This window comes from Streptomyces sp. CB03238 (assembly GCF_002099185.1).
GTDB lineage: Bacteria > Actinomycetota > Actinomycetes > Streptomycetales > Streptomycetaceae > Streptomyces.
On record NZ_NBCN01000009.1, the window covers coordinates 51,958 to 67,183 of the forward strand.

Annotated in this window: 16 protein-coding genes and 1 pseudogene; 10 read left to right on the top strand and 7 right to left on the bottom strand. The window is 72.0% G+C overall.

What is annotated here, in order from left to right; all coding sequences use genetic code 11:
- Positions 1–453 (top strand): hypothetical protein, encoded by a 453-nt coding sequence (locus tag BKD26_RS17700; RefSeq protein WP_084898999.1) that lies wholly within the window; start codon positions 1–3, stop codon positions 451–453.
- A gap of 273 nt (positions 454–726) precedes the next feature.
- Positions 727–1,272 carry a hypothetical protein gene (locus BKD26_RS17705; protein WP_084899000.1) on the top strand — a complete coding sequence of 182 codons (546 nt, stop codon included), beginning with the start codon at positions 727–729 and terminating at the stop codon, positions 1,270–1,272.
- A 307-nt stretch (positions 1,273–1,579) separates the two neighbouring features.
- Here BKD26_RS17705 and BKD26_RS17710 read toward each other — a convergent pair whose 3' ends face one another.
- A complete protein-coding gene (locus tag BKD26_RS17710) occupies positions 1,580–1,849 on the bottom strand; it encodes a winged helix-turn-helix domain-containing protein (protein WP_241518708.1) in 270 nt (89 codons plus the stop codon).
- Positions 1,850–2,166: 317 nt separating this feature from the next.
- On the opposite strand from BKD26_RS17710, the gene BKD26_RS42270 reads away from it, so the two are divergent.
- Together BKD26_RS42270 and BKD26_RS17720 are read left to right on the top strand one after the other, a co-directional pair.
- On the top strand, positions 2,167–2,349 hold the full coding sequence (locus BKD26_RS42270; RefSeq protein WP_347104964.1) for a hypothetical protein: 183 nt from the start codon (positions 2,167–2,169) through the stop codon (positions 2,347–2,349).
- Positions 2,350–2,557: 208 nt separating this feature from the next.
- Positions 2,558–2,740: a hypothetical protein gene (locus BKD26_RS17720; RefSeq protein WP_084899003.1), complete on the top strand. Its 183-nt coding sequence runs from the start codon at positions 2,558–2,560 to the stop codon at positions 2,738–2,740.
- A gap of 73 nt (positions 2,741–2,813) precedes the next feature.
- Here the strand turns inward: BKD26_RS17720 and hutI are convergent, their stop codons facing one another.
- The 4 genes from hutI to hutU all read right to left on the bottom strand — a co-directional run bounded on the left by hutI (position 2,814) and on the right by hutU (position 8,387).
- Entirely contained in the window at positions 2,814–4,061 is a 1,248-nt protein-coding gene (gene hutI / locus BKD26_RS17725) for an imidazolonepropionase (protein WP_084899337.1), read from the bottom strand.
- A gap of 44 nt (positions 4,062–4,105) precedes the next feature.
- Complete coding sequence (locus BKD26_RS17730) at positions 4,106–5,440, bottom strand: formimidoylglutamate deiminase (protein ID WP_084899005.1); 1,335 nt, start codon at positions 5,438–5,440, stop codon at positions 4,106–4,108.
- Entirely contained in the window at positions 5,431–6,621 is a 1,191-nt protein-coding gene (locus BKD26_RS17735) for an allantoate amidohydrolase (protein ID WP_084899006.1), read from the bottom strand. The genes BKD26_RS17730 and BKD26_RS17735 overlap by 10 nt, the downstream gene beginning before the upstream one ends.
- A gap of 104 nt (positions 6,622–6,725) precedes the next feature.
- The gene (gene hutU / locus BKD26_RS17740; protein ID WP_084899008.1) at positions 6,726–8,387 is read right to left on the bottom strand and encodes a urocanate hydratase; all 1,662 of its coding nucleotides are present in this window, start codon (positions 8,385–8,387) and stop codon (positions 6,726–6,728) included.
- A 133-nt stretch (positions 8,388–8,520) separates the two neighbouring features.
- On the opposite strand from hutU, the gene BKD26_RS17745 reads away from it, so the two are divergent.
- From BKD26_RS17745 to BKD26_RS17770, 6 genes and pseudogenes are all read left to right on the top strand, one after another.
- Entirely contained in the window at positions 8,521–9,846 is a 1,326-nt protein-coding gene (locus BKD26_RS17745; protein WP_084899010.1) for a hypothetical protein, read from the top strand.
- 39 nt (positions 9,847–9,885) lie between these two features.
- Entirely contained in the window at positions 9,886–11,241 is a 1,356-nt protein-coding gene (locus BKD26_RS17750) for an APC family permease (RefSeq protein ID WP_084899011.1), read from the top strand.
- A gap of 139 nt (positions 11,242–11,380) precedes the next feature.
- Positions 11,381–11,569 (top strand): annotated as a pseudogene (locus BKD26_RS41350) (roadblock/LC7 domain-containing protein); the annotation flags it as partial.
- A 380-nt stretch (positions 11,570–11,949) separates the two neighbouring features.
- On the top strand, positions 11,950–12,714 hold the full coding sequence (locus BKD26_RS17760) for a hypothetical protein (RefSeq protein ID WP_084899013.1): 765 nt from the start codon (positions 11,950–11,952) through the stop codon (positions 12,712–12,714).
- Between the two features lie 25 nt (positions 12,715–12,739).
- Positions 12,740–13,243, top strand: a complete 504-nt coding sequence (locus BKD26_RS17765; RefSeq protein WP_084899342.1) for a roadblock/LC7 domain-containing protein — start codon at positions 12,740–12,742, stop codon at positions 13,241–13,243.
- A gap of 5 nt (positions 13,244–13,248) precedes the next feature.
- The gene (locus BKD26_RS17770) at positions 13,249–13,623 is read left to right on the top strand and encodes a hypothetical protein (RefSeq protein WP_084899015.1); all 375 of its coding nucleotides are present in this window, start codon (positions 13,249–13,251) and stop codon (positions 13,621–13,623) included.
- A 19-nt stretch (positions 13,624–13,642) separates the two neighbouring features.
- Here the strand turns inward: BKD26_RS17770 and BKD26_RS17775 are convergent, their stop codons facing one another.
- Positions 13,643–14,203, bottom strand: coding sequence for a hypothetical protein (locus BKD26_RS17775; RefSeq protein WP_084899017.1), 561 nt, complete (start codon positions 14,201–14,203; stop codon positions 13,643–13,645).
- Between the two features lie 91 nt (positions 14,204–14,294).
- Positions 14,295–15,176, bottom strand: coding sequence for a MurR/RpiR family transcriptional regulator (locus BKD26_RS17780; RefSeq protein WP_084899346.1), 882 nt, complete (start codon positions 15,174–15,176; stop codon positions 14,295–14,297).
- Positions 15,177–15,226 lie beyond the last annotated feature (50 nt).

Genomic DNA, 15,226 nt, shown 5'->3' on the forward strand with positions numbered 1-15,226 from the left:
ATGCAGAACAGGACGCCCGACGAAGCAGCCGCGGAAGTCGCGGAATGGACAGAAGGGGCTCACCGCAACGCCCTAGGGCTCGCAACGATGCTCGGTGTCACGGCCGAGCAGTACACGCGCGATCCATTGGCCTTGCTACCTGGCCTGCAGAACTACGTCGACCGCCTACCACTTGGCGAATTCGAGCAGTCGGACTGGATCACGCTCCACACGGACCTGACGTCCTACCTTGGCGACCTTCTGGTGCATCGCCATGATGCCACGTGGATGAAGATGACCGACGAGAGCTCACCCGCTGGGTATCGCTTCGTCATCGCAGCCGAGGGACACGACGGGGGGATCCATCACGTGGAGCCGTATGACGTAGTAATGGAGGAATTCGAAAACCTTCCAGTCGAGATTGCGCGCATGATCGCGAACGCGGAAGTTTCATTGCATGTCATACAGCTCTGATGAGCTGCACGAGTTAGATGTCCGGCGTTATGAAGGCACCGGGGAAGTGGCCGAATGTCAGGCTGCAACTGATCAGCCTGGATGACTGGATCGCGGCCGCCGAACTGATCGGGACGGCCGTGGGCAACGCCTCCCTGTAGCGGCGCGCGCTGCGGACTGCACCACAGCCTGCGACAGCCTTTCAAGGTTACGTACTCACGCGGCGACCAGTCCGACTTCGCTCGGACTTTCGTCCGCCCGTCCATTCTCCTGTATTCGTCCCGGAGTTCACTCATGAACACCCCCTCCTATCCCGCCCCACCGTCGACCGGTGGCGGCCCCCACGGCATGCCGACGCAGCACCCCACGCCCCAGAGCTACGGGACGCCGCCGGCTCATGGCTGGCCCGCGCAGTCCTCGCTTCCGACGTACACCAATCCCGTCGCCAATCACGCATGTCGGATCTGCGGCGGCTATCCCACCGTCGATACTTCCGTCCGAGCGCACCAGGGCGTGCTCATCGTGATGCGCTTCCAGAAATTCGACGGCCCCTTCTGCCGCCAGTGCGGGATCGCCCTCGTACGACTGACGACGACCCAGACCCTGTGGCAGGGCTGGTGGAGCCCTTTCTCACTCGTACTCTTCACCCCGTTCACGCTGCTCTGGAACCTGATCGCCCACCGCCGTTTCAGCCGACTGGCACCGGCCGCTCCCATGCAGGGGCGCACGAGTCCGGACGAAGGACAGCCGGTGCACCGGCAGCCGTTGGCCTACGTCGCGCTGATTCCGATCATCTGGGCCGTGTGCTTCATAACGGCAATGGTCACGCGCTCTGCGTAATGACCTCTTGGGCGGCGGGCACGCCCGGTTGCCATCGGCTCTTGCGGGCGTGCACCGATAAAAGGCGCGAGGCGCGTTGAGCTCTTCGCGGGCTCCGGCACCGGAGAGCACGGCCGCTTCCCCTGTCATGCCGCAGCTCTCACACCAGTATCGGAGCCGGGAGTTGTGGGCGACTTGGGACACCCCTATGCGACAGCTGGAGGCAGGAAGCGTCCCATGCCGCCCACAACCCGGAGGTCAATAAGCTGGACCGCACCCTCCAGCGGGCGCTGTCATCAGCAGGATGACCACGCGGGTAGCGGTTCCGTCAGTCAGCGGGGGCCGTCCCCTCGGCCTGCTGGGTGACGCCCCGCTCTGCGACGAAGGACCCCATGCCGGGCTCGGTGTAGATCAGCCCTTCAGCCCGAAGGGCGCGGTGCACCTTCTGTCCCGTCGACGTGGCGATTCCGAATTCTGCGAGCATCTCGACCACGGAAGGCACGCGCGTCCGGGGCGGATACGTCCCATCTTCGATGCGCTGCCGAATAATCCGGGCGACCTGGCGCCAGCGTGGTTCGTCGGGGGCAAATTCGATCACATGACCAAGCTAGGCAGGCCACTGCATGGCACGCGAGCGGTAGCAGGCCTGGCACGGTATAGCATGCTGCGATACAGTGACACTCGAGAAGACCCCGGCGAGGTGGCTAGACCTCCCGGGGCTTGGCCAACGCTGCCTGGAGCGTCGACATGACAGACCATATCCGTGCCATTGCCCTGTGGGCCAAGCTGATGTTGAGGGAGCGTGTCGGCGGCCGACACCGGTCCCGTCCGGCTGCCCGCGCGGACGCCCGCGCCGCATCTCGCTCGACCAGCCGCCCTCTCCAGGCTGGTGCGGCTCCCCGGCGTCCTAGCCTCGTGGGACTCCCCCCGGCCCGCTCGCCGTACGGGCTCGACGCGCCGCTGAACGGCGACGAGACCGTCATGGTCCGCCCGTATCTCGTGGCGGACGAGCAGCGTCAGCGGCGGCGGGCCCTGGTGCTCGCGGCGGACTTCGGGGTGGATGTCGATGCGTACCTCGTCGGGGCGGTGGCCTGGTGAGCGCGACCGTACAAGGGCCGGAGCCACAGTTGCCGGGGCAGCCGGACCCGTCAGGCGTACAGGCACCGGTGTGCGAGGCCTGCGGGGCGGCGGCGGGCCCCTTCGCCACGGTCACGACCAGCACCACGGCCGGGGCCCGGCATCAACAGTTTGCCAAGCGTGCGCGAGCGACGCGACGCGGGCGGCGGGCGCCCGGCAGCCCGCGCGGATGTGCGTGCGCTGCCATCGGGTCACCACCACTCCGGTCCTCGTGTCGGAGGTGCACTCCGGCTCGGGTCCCGGCTTCAACGTCTACGGCTGCACGGACTGCGCCCCGTCCTTCCCGAAGCTGCCCACCGCACTCGACCTGCTCGCGACCGGTTGGCACGACTGCGCGGACGACGATCTCTGAGCAGCGGCGGTGAAGGCAGTCGGCCAGGGCGTAGACCCCGGGACGCGGCGCCGGGGGCTACGGGCAGCGGGGGTCAGAGGACGCGGTCGCCGCGCTGCCAGACCGCGGAGGCCAGCGGGACGCCGGGGCGGTAGGCGAGGTGGACGTGGGAGGGGGCGTCGAGGAGGGTGAGGTCGGCGCGGGCGCCGGGGGTGAGGCGGCCGACGTCGGTACGGCGCAGGGCGGCGGCGCCGCCGGCCGTGGCGGACCAGAGCGCCTCGTTGGGGGTCATGCCCATGTCGCGTACGGCGAGGGCGATGCAGAACGGCATGGAGGAGGTGAACGAGGAGCCCGGGTTGCAGTCGGTGGAGAGCGCCACGGTGACGCCCGCGTCGAGGAGGCGGCGGGCGTCCGGCCATTCGGCGCGGGTGGAGAACTCGGCGCCGGGGAGGAGGGTGGCGACGGTACGGCCACTGGCGAGCGCGTCGACGTCCTGCTGCGTGAGGTGCGTGCAGTGGTCGGCACTCGCAGCGTCGAGTTCGACCGCGAGCTGGACGCCGGGGCCGTACGACAGCTGGTTGGCGTGGATGCGCGGGTGCAGGCCGTGCGCCTTGCCGGCGGTGAGGATCGCGCGGGCCTGGTCGCCGTCGAAGGCACCCTTCTCGCAGAACACGTCGATCCAGCGGGCGTACGGGGCGCAGGCCTTCAGCATCGGGCCGGTGACGAGGTCGACGTACCCGGCGGGGTCGTCGGCGTAGTCGGGGGACACGATGTGCGCGCCGAGGTAGGTGACCTCGTCGGTGTGGCGGGAGGCGATGCGCAGCGCGCGGGCCTCGTCCTCGACGGTGAGGCCGTAGCCGGACTTGGTTTCGAAGGTGGTCGTGCCCTGGCGGAGCGCTTCGCGCAGGTAGCGGGTGACGTTGGCCTCGAGTGCCTCGTCGGTGGCGGCGCGGGTGGCGGCGACCGTGGTGCGGATGCCGCCGGCGGCGTACGGCTGCCCGGACATGCGGGCGTTGAACTCGGCGGTGCGGTCGCCCGCGAAGACCAGGTGGGAGTGGGAGTCGACAAACCCGGGGATGACGGCCCGGCCACCGGCGTCGACCCGATTGTCAGTGGCGGGTGCTTTGCTTGTTTCACCGATCCAGGCGACGCGGTCGCCGTCGATGACGACTGCCGCGTCCTGGATCAGACCGAGGGGGGATCCGTCACCGAGGGAGGGGTCGTTGGTGACCAGGCTGGCGATGTTGGTGATGACGGTGGCCGTCGCCGCGACGGTGTTGTTCGCCGTCGCGGGGGCGGCTGTCGCCGGGGGGTTGTTCGTCGTGTCGGGGCCGCTGTTCATGCTGTTCATGGTGAGGGGTGTCTCCTTCAGCGGTTTCAGCCGTTTCAGCGGTGCAGCGCGGCGATCGAGTCCGTCAGGGCTCGGGGTACGTCGGGGATCAGGCAGTGGGCTCCGTCCCGTACGACGTGACGCCCACCCACGACCGTATGGCGCACATCCGCTGCCGACGCGGCGAATACCGCTGTCTCAGCTGCCAGACGCGGCACCGGTCCCGCTGTCCTGACCGTGTCGAGGGCGATCGTCGTGAAGTCGGCGAGCGCCCCGGATTCCAGGCGGCCCGCGTCCGGCCATCCGAGTGCGGCGTGCCCGTCGGCGGTGGCGGCGCGCAGCAGTGCGGTTGCCGTCCAGTGGCCTCGGGTGCGGGAGCGGAGGCGCTCGTCGAGTTCCATCGCCCGCGCTTCCTCCAGCAGGTCGATCACGGCGTGGCTGTCGCTGCCCAGCGACAGGGGCGAGCCGGCCCGCTGGAGGGCGACGGCCGGGCCGATACCGTCCGCGAGGTCCCGTTCGGTGGTCGGGCACATGCACGTGCCGGTGCCGGAGCTGCCGAGCAGGGCGATGTCCTCGTCGGTGAGGTGGGTGTTGTGGACGCCGGTGGTGCGCGGGCCGAGTACGCCGTGGTCGGCGAGCAGCCGGGTCGGGGTGCGGCCGTGGGCGGCCAGGCAGGCGTCGTTCTCGGCCGTCTGCTCGGAGAGGTGGACGTGCAGGGGAGCCTGCCGGTCGGCGGCCCACTGGGCGACCGTGGACAGCTGGTCGGCGGGGACGGCGCGTACGGAGTGGACGGCCGCGCCGATCCGGACCCCGTCCCGCTCCTTCAGCCCGGCGGCCCGCTCGGCCCAGGCCTCGGCCGTGCCGTCGGAGAAGCGGAGCTGGTGCGGGTCGGGGGCGGCGCCGAAGCCGGAGGACAGGTACGCCGTGTCGAGCAGCGTGATGCGGATGCCCGCCTCGCCGGCCGCCGCGATCAGCGCCTCGCCCATGGCGTTGGGGTCGGCGTACGGGGCGCCTCCGGGCGCGTGGTGGAGGTAGTGGAACTCGCCGACCGCCGTGATGCCGGCCAGCGCCATCTCCGCGTACACGGCGCGGGCGAGCGCGAAGTACGTGTCGGGGGTCAGGCGGGAGGCGACCTGGTACATGACCTCGCGCCAGGTCCAGAAGGTGCCGGAGCCGACCTGGACGGTGCCGCGCAGGGCACGGTGGAAGGCGTGGCTGTGGGCGTTGGCCAGGCCGGGGATGGTCAGGCCGCGCAGGGGCACGGTGCCCGGCGGCGGGGTGTCGACGCCGGTGCGTACGGAGGTGATGCGGCCGTCGGACACGTCGAGGGCGACGCCCGGCTCGACGTGGGTGCCGAGCCAGGCGTGTTCGGTCCAGTAGGTCAGCTGCACGCCAGGCCCTCCAGTACGTCGGCGAGTGCGTGGACGCCGGCCACGCAGTCGTCCTCGGCCGCGTACTCGGCCGGGGAGTGGGAGACGCCTGTGGGGTTGCGGACGAACAGCATGGCCGTCGGGATGGAGGCCGACAGGATGCCCGCGTCGTGCCCGGCGCCAGTGCCCAGGACCGGGACCTGGCCGCCGAGGATCTTGGCCAGCTCGTCGCGCAGGGCGTGCTCGAACTCGACGACGGGGGTGAACGATTCGCGTACGACGGTGAGGTCGATGCCCTGGCGGGTGGCCGCCTCGTGGGCGGCTGCCTCGATACCCGACACGACCGTGTCCAGCGTCGCCTGGTCGGCGGCCCGGGAGTCGAGCCAGCCGCGTACGAGGGAGGGGATGGCGTTGACGCCGTTCGGCTCGACCGCGATCTTGCCGAAGGTGGCGACGGCTCCGGCGAGTTCCGCCTCGCGGCGGGCGGCCAGGACCGTTTCGGCGTACGTCAGCATCGGGTCGCGCCGGTCGACGAGCCGGGTGGTGCCGGCGTGGTTGGCCTCGCCGTGGAAGTCGTACCGCCAGCGGCCGTGCGGCCAGATGGCGGAGGCGATACCGACCGCGTCCCCGGTCAGGTCGAGGGCGCGGCCCTGCTCGACGTGCAGCTCGACGAACGCGCCGATACGGGCGAGGCGCTCCGGGTCCGGGCCGATGGCCTCCGGGTCGTACCCGGCCGCCTCCATGGCCTGGGGGAGGGTGACGCCGTCGGCGTCGAGCAGCGCGTACGCCGCCTCCTTCGTCAGCTGCCCGGCCGTGAGGCGGGAGCCGACGCAGGCGAGTCCGAAGCGGGCGCCTTCCTCGTCACCGAAGTTGGTGATGGCCAGCGGACGACGGAACTCCACTCCCCTGTGGCGGAGTTCGTCGAGTGCGGCGAAGGAGGAGACGACGCCCAGCGGGCCGTCGAAGGCGCCGCCGTCCGGGACGGAGTCCAGGTGCGAGCCGGTGACGACGGCGTCCTCGCCGAGGGGGTCGCCGAGCCAGGCCCACTGGTTGCCGTTGCGGTCGGTCTCGTAGGTGAGCCCGCGCGCCTCGGCCTGCTCCTGGAACCAGGTGCGGCAGTCGGCGTCGGCGCCGGTCCAGGCGTAGCGGCGGTAACCGCCGCTCGCCCGGTGGCGGCCGATGGGCGCGAGGTCGGCCCACATGGTGTGGAACGAGGCGCCCGGCTCCGCCGGGCCGTGCCCACCCGCCCCCTGGGCTTCGCCCGGGAGGTGCCCCCGATGCCCTGCGGGACGATTGCCCATACCCATTACGCGTCACCCTCGCGCATCGGGATGCGGACGCCGCGCTCGTCGGCGACGGACTCCGCGCGGTCGTAGCCGGCGTCGACGTGGCGGATGACGCCCATGCCCGGGTCGTTGGTGAGGACGCGGCGGATCTTCTCGCCCGCGAGCGGGGTGCCGTCGGCGACGGTGACTTGGCCCGCGTGGATGGAGCGGCCCATGCCGACGCCGCCGCCGTGGTGGATGGAGACCCAGGAGGCACCGGAGGCGACGTTCACCATGGCGTTGAGGAGCGGCCAGTCGGCGATGGCGTCGGAGCCGTCCAGCATGGCCTCGGTCTCGCGGTACGGGGAGGCGACGGAGCCGCAGTCGAGGTGGTCGCGGCCGATGGCGAGGGGGGCGGACAGCTCGCCGGAGGCGACCATGTCGTTGAAGTGCTCGCCGGCGCGGTCGCGCTCGCCGTAACCGAGCCAGCAGATGCGGGCGGGCAGGCCCTGGAAGTGGACGCGTTCGCCGGCCATCTTGATCCAGCGGGCCAGCGACTCGTTCTCGGGGAAGAGGTCGAGGATGGCCTTGTCGGTCTTGTGGATGTCGGCGGCGTCGCCGGACAGGGCGGCCCAGCGGAAGGGGCCCTTGCCCTCGCAGAACAGGGGCCGGATGTAGGCGGGTACGAAGCCGGGGAAGGCGAACGCCCGGTCGTAGCCGGCGAGCCGCGCCTCGCCGCGGATGGAGTTGCCGTAGTCGAAGACCTCGGCGCCGGCGTCCATGAAGCCGACCATGGCCTCGACGTGCCGGGCCATCGACTCCCGGGCGCGCTGGGTGAAGTCGGCTGGCTTCTCGGCCGCGTAGGAGGCCATGTCGTCGAAGTCGACGCCGAGCGGGAGGTAGGAGAGGGGGTCGTGGGCGGAGGTCTGGTCGGTGACGATGTCGATGGGGGCGTTCATCGCGAGCAGCTGCGGGACCAGGTCGGCCGCGTTGCCCAGCACGCCGATGGAGAGCGGGCGGCGGGCGTCGCGGGCCTCCACGGCGAGGGACAGCGCGTGGTCGAGGGAGTCGGCACGGACGTCCAGGTACCGGTGCTCGATGCGGCGCTCGATGGCGCGCGGGTCGCAGTCGATGCAGATGGCGACGCCGTCGTTCATGGTCACGGCGAGCGGCTGGGCGCCGCCCATGCCGCCGAGGCCGGCGGTGAGGGTGATCGTCCCGGCCAGGGTGCCGTTGAACTTCTTGGCGGCGACGGCGGCGAACGTCTCGTACGTGCCCTGGAGGATCCCCTGCGTACCGATGTAGATCCACGACCCGGCCGTCATCTGGCCGTACATGGTCAGGCCCAGCTGTTCCAGCCGCCGGAACTCCTCCCAGTTCGCCCAGTCGCCGACCAGGTTGGAGTTGGCGATCAGGACGCGCGGCGCCCACTCGTGGGTCTGCATGACGCCGACGGGGCGGCCGGACTGGACGAGCATCGTCTCGTCCTGCTTGAGCGTCCGCAGCGTACGGACCATCGCGTCGAAGGAGCGCCAGTCGCGGGCGGCCTTGCCGGTGCCGCCGTAGACGACGAGCTTGTCGGGGTGCTCGGCGACCTCGGGGTCGAGGTTGTTCTGCAGCATCCGCAGGGCGGCTTCCTGCTGCCATCCCAGGGCGCTCAGTTCCGTACCGCGCGGGGCCCGTACGGGGCGGGGTCCTGACATGGGGATGCCTCCTCGGTCACACAGGGACGACTGCGACTGCGTCGCTTGCAGAATCAGCTATTCACATCTTGGCGCGATGAATAGATGTAGTCAACGGCTGCGGTGCCGGACACCGGATGATTGGCTGGAGAACATGGCTTCAGACCGTCGCGATCAGGCCGTACGAGCCGCAGTCGACCAAGCCCTCCTCACCGGGACCGAACCCGTCGCCGCCCTCCTCGACATCGCCGGCGTCCGCGCCTCCGCCGCCGCCCTCCGCGCCGCCTTCGCGGACGTCACCGACGCGCCCGTCCTGCACGCCTTCGCCGTCAAGGCGTCCCCGCTCGTCCCCGTCCTGCGCCTGCTGTACGAGGCGGGCCTCGGCGCCGAGGTCGCGAGCCCCGGAGAGCTGGCCCTGGCCCGCGCGGCCGGCGTCCCGCCGGAGCGGACCGTCCTCGACTCCCCCGCCAAGACCCCCGCCGAGCTGCGCGAGGCCCTCGCCCTCGGGATCTCCGTCAACGCCGACAACCACCAGGAGCTGGCCCGTATCGGCGCCCTGCTCCAGCAGGCCCCGAGCGCCTCCCCGCTCGGGCTGCGCGTCAACCCGCAGATCGGCGGCGGCACCATCGAGGCCCTGTCCACCGCCACCTCCACCTCCAAGTTCGGCATCGCCCTGCGCGACGAGGGCGCCCGCGCCCACGTCGTACGGACCTACCTCGAACGCCCCTGGCTCACCCGGCTGCACACCCACTCCGGCTCACAGGGCGTGCCGTTGTCCCTCCTCGTCACCGGCATCAGGGAGGTGTACGAGCTCGCCGAGGAGATCAACGCGGCCGCCGGGCGCCGCCAGGTCGACACCATCGACATCGGCGGCGGGCTGCCGGTGAACTTCGCGTCCGACGAGGAGACCCCGACGTACGCGGAGTACGCCCGGCTGCTGGCCGCCGAGGTGCCGGGGCTGTTCGACGGGCGCTACGGGCTGGTCACCGAGTTCGGCCGGTCGCTGCTGGCCAAGCACGGCACGGTCCTGGCCCGCGTCGAGTACACCAAGACGTCCGGCTCCCGGCCCATCGCCGTCACGCACGCGGGCGTCCAGGTCGCCACCCGTACGGTCTACGACCCCGTCTCCTGGCCGCTGCGGATCGCCGCGTACGACGCCAAGGGGCTGCCCAAGACGGGCGGCGGCCCGGCCGTCGACCAGGACGTGGCCGGACCGGCGTGCTTCGCGGGCGACCTGCTGGCCGTGAAACGCCCGCTGCCGCTGCTCGAACCGGGCGACATCGTGGCCGCGCTCGACACCGGGGCGTACTACTTCGCGCACCACTACGCGTACAACTCCCTCGCCCGGCCGGGGGTGTACGGCTTCGTCACGGATGACGACGGGTCGGTCCGGTTCGCGACCGTACGGCCGCCGCAGACCGTCGACGAGATCGTCGCGGAGGCAGGTGGCGGACGCCCGGACGTGCTGCTCTTGGGCTGAAAGGGGCATCTCCCCGGGCGGCCAGGGCAGAACCTCCCCATGACCACCACCGAACAGCCCGCGGGAGCTCACGCGGAGCCGCCCCTCAAGCGGGTCATCGGGCCGAAACTGCTCGTCCTCTTCGTCATCGGCGACATCCTGGGCACCGGCATCTACGCCACCACCGGCAAGGTGGCCGGGAAGGTGGGGGGCGCGCTCTGGCTGCCCTTCGTGATCGGCTTCGTCGTCGCGATCCTGACGGCGGCGTCGTACGTCGAACTCGTCGGCAAGTACCCGAAGGCGGCCGGGGCGGCCCTCTACACCCAGAAGGCGTTCAAGGTTCCCTTCCTGACCTTCATCGTCGCCTTCATGGTGATGTGCTCGGGCCTGTCGTCCGCGAGCGCGGCGGCCCGCGCCTTCAGCGGGGACTACCTCGCCGAGTTCACGGAGGGCGTGGTTCCGCCCACGCTGATCGCGATCCTCTTCATCCTCGCCCTCGCCGCACTGAACCTCCGAGGCGTGTCGGAGTCCGTGAAGACGAACGTCGTCCTCACCCTCGTCGAGATGACCGGCCTGGCGATCATCCTCGCCATCGGCGCGTGGGCGGTGCTGACGGAGGGCGGGGAGCCGTCGCGACTGGGCGAGTTCCAGGCGACCGGCACCGGGTACGCGCTGCTCACCAGTGTGCTGGGGGCGACGGCGCTCGGCTTCTTCGCGTTCGTCGGCTTCGAGGACTCGGTCAACATGGCCGAGGAGACCCGGGACCCGGTGCGCACCTTCCCCCGGGCGATCTTCACGGGCGTCGCGGTCACCGGCACCATCTACGTCCTGGTGGCGCTGGTCTCCTCGCTCCTGGTCGACTACCGCACCCTGGAGAAGTCCAGCGGGCCGCTCCTGGAGGTCGTCAAGGCCGGCGGGCTCGACTTCCCGCCCAAGGCCTTCGCCCTCATCGCGCTGTTCGCCGTCACCAACTCGGCCCTCATCAACATCATGATGGCCTCGCGCCTCTGCTACGGCATGGCCAACGAACGGATCCTGCCCCGCGCCATGGGCCGCGTCCTGCGCGTACGCCGCACCCCCGTCGTCGGCATCGTCTTCGTCTCGCTCCTGGCGGTCGGGCTGGTCTCGACCGGCGAGATCGAGGGCCTGGGCGACACGACGGCGTTCCTGCTGCTGTGCGTCTTCGCGGTGGTCAACATCGCGGTACTGGTACTGCGCCGCGACCGGGTCGAGCACCAGCACTTCCGTACGCCGACGGCGCTGCCGGTCCTCGGTGCGATCACCGCCCTGATCCTCGCCAGCCCGCTGGCCGACCGGGACGCGGACGTCTACATCCGGGCGGGGATCCTGGTGGCGATCGGCGTGGGGCTGTGGGCGGTCAACAAGGCGGTGATGCGGGCGCGCGGAGAGTCGTAACCGGCGACCTTATCGCTCGCGGGGCACGTTCCATTGGAAAATGCCAGAACTCCCACCTGTCGAGCGAACGTTGCGTAGCGTCGTGGTCACAGCACCTTTGGACGTGGATGCGCAACGGGGAACTGGGAGGGGAGCCCGCGTGCCCGGAATCGACGAGTGCCTGCGCGAAGTGATGAGCCTGCCGGGCGCGCGGGGGGCGGCACTCGTCGACTGGACCAGTGGCCTGGCTCTCGGCACGGCCGGCCAGTCCCCGGTGGGTGACCACGAGACGACGGCGGCGGAGACGGCGGAGCTGGCGCGGGCGGCCGCGGAGTACGAGTCGTTCGCCCCGGACGCGTCACCGGCGGCCTTACCGGACGCGTTACCGGCGGCGGGACCGGCGGCCTTACCGGACGCGTCACCGGCGGCCTTACCGGACGCGTCACCCGCGGCGGGACCGGCGGCCCTGCCCCGGGATCCGGGAGGCCACCCGGGCGGGCGCCCCGCCCCGGCCCTGCTCCCGGCGTTGCCGACGGGCGGTGTGGACCCGAAGGCGCCGCCCGTCGAGGACGTCATCGTCACCACCCGTACCGGCTATCACGTCCTGCGGTTCGTCGAGACGACGTTCGACAGCAGCGTGTTCCTCCACCTGTGGCTGGACCGCTCCACCGGCAACCTGGCGCTCGCCCGCCTCCGCCTGCGGGAGTTGGCCGAGCGGCTGGTGCTGGTATGAGGGCGCATGCCGCCGGAGCCGTCGTCGTCTCGCCGATGCTGCTGCGGCTCGCGCGCGAGCGGGCGACCGGGGCACTGGTGCGCGACCACGGGACGCTGTACCTCGTCGACGGGCGGGTCGTGCACGCGGAGAGCCCCGTCGCGCCCGGGCCGGACGTCCTGCTGACGGCGGGCGGGCGCCGGCCGAGGCGCGGCCGGATCGCGGCCGGCGAGCTGGAGATCTGCCGGCTGGGCGCCCTGTTCGACGCGGCGTTCTTCGCGCTCGCGCCCGGCCGCGGCCCGGCCCGCTTCCAGTACGGCACCGTTCACGGGACGCACGCCGTACGCCCCGTACGGCCCGTGTCGGCAGTCGACCTGGAGCGGGAGACGCTGCGCCGCCGTGAGCTGCTCGACAGCGTGTGGCCGTACCCCGCCGTCGACGCCGCGCCCGTCGTCCCGCGCCCCGCCGCCCCCGGCCAGACGGTCACCGCCCGCGGGCGCGCCCTGCTGGCCCACGCCGACGGCACCCGTACCCCGGCGCAGCTCGCCTGGGCGCTGGGAAGGCCCGCGTTCCACACCCTGCTGGACGTCCGGCGGCTGGCCGCGGCCGGGCTGGTGGCCACGCCCCCGGAGCCGCCCCCGTACGACCCCGCCCCGTCCCAAGTCGCCCCGTACGACCCCGCCCCGCACCGCCCGCCCCCGCCCCTGGTCGCGGACTTCACGCCCGACCCGGACATCGCCCTGCTCCGCCGACTCCGTGACGCCCTGGAGGCCCATCTGTGACCACCCGTACGCCCCGTACGCGCTCATGAGGCGCGCCCTACGACAGCGCGCCGAGAGGAGACAGCTGATGACGGCGGCCGAAGCCGAGGTACTCGGCGAGCTGAGGCGCCTGCGCGCCCGGGTCCCGCAGGTGACCGGGGCGCTCGCGGCCAGCGCCGACGGCCTGGTCCTGGCCCGGGACACGGCGGACGCCGACGCCGCGGAGGGCGTCGCCGCGCTCACCGCGGCCGCGCTCGGCGTCGCGCTGCGGCTCACCGAGGCCACCGGGCAGGGCGGCTTCCGTGAGCTGCTGGTCCGTGGCGAGCACGGCTACGTCGCGACGTACGCGGCCGGCGGCTCCGCCGTCCTGACGGTCCTGGCCGAGCCGCGCATCAACGTGGGCCGGCTCCACCTGGAGGCCCGGCGGGCCGGCCTCCGCATCGGCGAGCTGGTCGACGGCGCCCTGCAGCCACGTACGCCCGCATCCCACGAACCCGCCCCCCGACGAGCCATACCGCCCCTCCCGTCCCACAAACCGAAGGAAGCGTGACACTCATGGCCAACACCGAAACCGCCCTCAAGGAAGCCACCACCGTCATCGACGGTGCCCTGGGCGCCGCCCTCGTCGACTACACCAGCGGCATGGCCCTCGGCACGATCGGTGGCGGCAAGGACCTGGACCTGGCGGTGGCCGCCGCGGGCAACACCGACGTCGTACGCGCCAAGGTGCGCACCATGGAGATGCTGGGCCTCAACGAGGAGATCGAGGACATCCTGATCACGTTGGGGTCGCAGTACCACCTCATCCGGCTCCTCAAGGGCCGGGGCACGAACGGCCTGTTCCTTTACCTGGCGCTGGACAAGGGACGGGCGAACCTGGCGATGGCCCGCCACCAGCTGCGGAAGATCGAGGCCGAGCTGGAGGTCTGACGGGAGGTCTGACGGGTGTTCAGCGGCGCCGCGCCCCGCCCGGTGCGGCGTCGCCCGCCGCGATGCCCGTCGACCGGTACGCCTTGACGGGCTTACCGGCCGGCCCCTTGCCGAGCCAGTCGGTACGCACCCACCACAGGGTCTCCTCGGTACGTTCCCGGTGACCGAGCCACAGCGCCTTCAGCCACAGCCCGGCGCCCGCGCCCGCCAGCCACAGCCCGCCCGCGCCGGGCAGCGCGAACGACGAGCCGACGGCGGCGAGGAACGCGCCCAGCAGCCACCAGCGGTGGGCGCGCCGCCAGACCCGTAGCGTCACGGCCCGGTCCTGGAGGAAGTCCGCCCGCGCGGCCCTCGTGGCCCCGGCGGCCAGCCGCGTGTAGCGCCCGCGCCGCACCAGGGCCACGACGGCGGCCGTCACCAGGAGGAGGGCGGCCCCGGCGAGCAGCCCGATGCGCCGCCCGGTGAGCCCGGGCAGCAGCGCACCGATCCCGGCGGCGAGCAGTCCCGCCCACCACATGGGTGCGGCCCCCGCCCGTACGACCACGGCCACTCTCGCCAGCGCCTGCCCTCCACGTGCCACGTCCGCCTCCCCTGTTCACGGTCACCTGGGTGCGGCGGGAGGGTAACGCCCTTTCCTTAAAGCCTTCTGAGAGGAGCCGCCTTGGGAGGCCTCACTCCACGAACAGCCCCCGCGCGGCGGCCGCCGCGTCGAACTCCTCCAGCCGTGCCTGCGCGTCCGGCAGCCCGTCGCACATCGCCTCCAGCAGCACCCGCCCCAGCAGCATCGGCGCGCACGCCGTGTCGAAGGCGAGGCCGGTGCCGACGGCCGCCGGGATCAGCAGGTCGCTGTGCTTGGCGACCGGCGCGAACGCGGAGTCGGCCACCGTCACGACGGTCAGCCCGGCGTCGCGCGCGTACGCGAGCGCGTCGACGACCTCCCGGGGGTGCCGGGGCAGCGCGAAGCACAGCAGCACGGTGGCGCCCGCCCGTACGGCCGCGTCGATGCGGTCGGTGAGCATCGTGCCGCCCTCGTCGAGCAGCCGTACGTCCGGGTGGACCTTCGCCGCGAAGTACGCGAAGCCCCGCGCCTGGGAGGAGGCGGCGCGCAGCCCCAGTACGGGCAGCGGCCGCGAGGAGGCGAGCAGGCGCCCGGCGCGCTCCACCGGCTCGGGGTCGGCGAGCAGCTCGGCGAGGTGCCGCAGGTTCTCGATCTCGCCCAGCACGGCCTGCTGGTACTCGTTGTACGTCGACTCCCCCGCCGCCCCGGCGGCCGGCTCGGCGGGCGCCACCTCGCGCAGGTGCTTGCGCAGCGCGGGGTAGCCGTCGAAGCCGAGCGCCACCGCGAAGCGGGTGACGGACGGCTGGCTGACCCCGGCGAGCTCGGCCAGCTCCACGCTGGACAGGAACGGTACGTCACCGGCGCGCCGCACCATCGAGTGGGCGATCCGGCGCTGTGTGGGCGTCAGCCGGTGCCCCTCGAACAGCGCCTGCAGCCGTGCGGCAGGGCTGTCGCTCGTCCCGTTCCCGCGTGTCGTCCCGTTCCCGCGTGTCATGCCGTTCCCCCGTTCACCCAGGACCATCGCCAACTTATTCAGCCACTAAA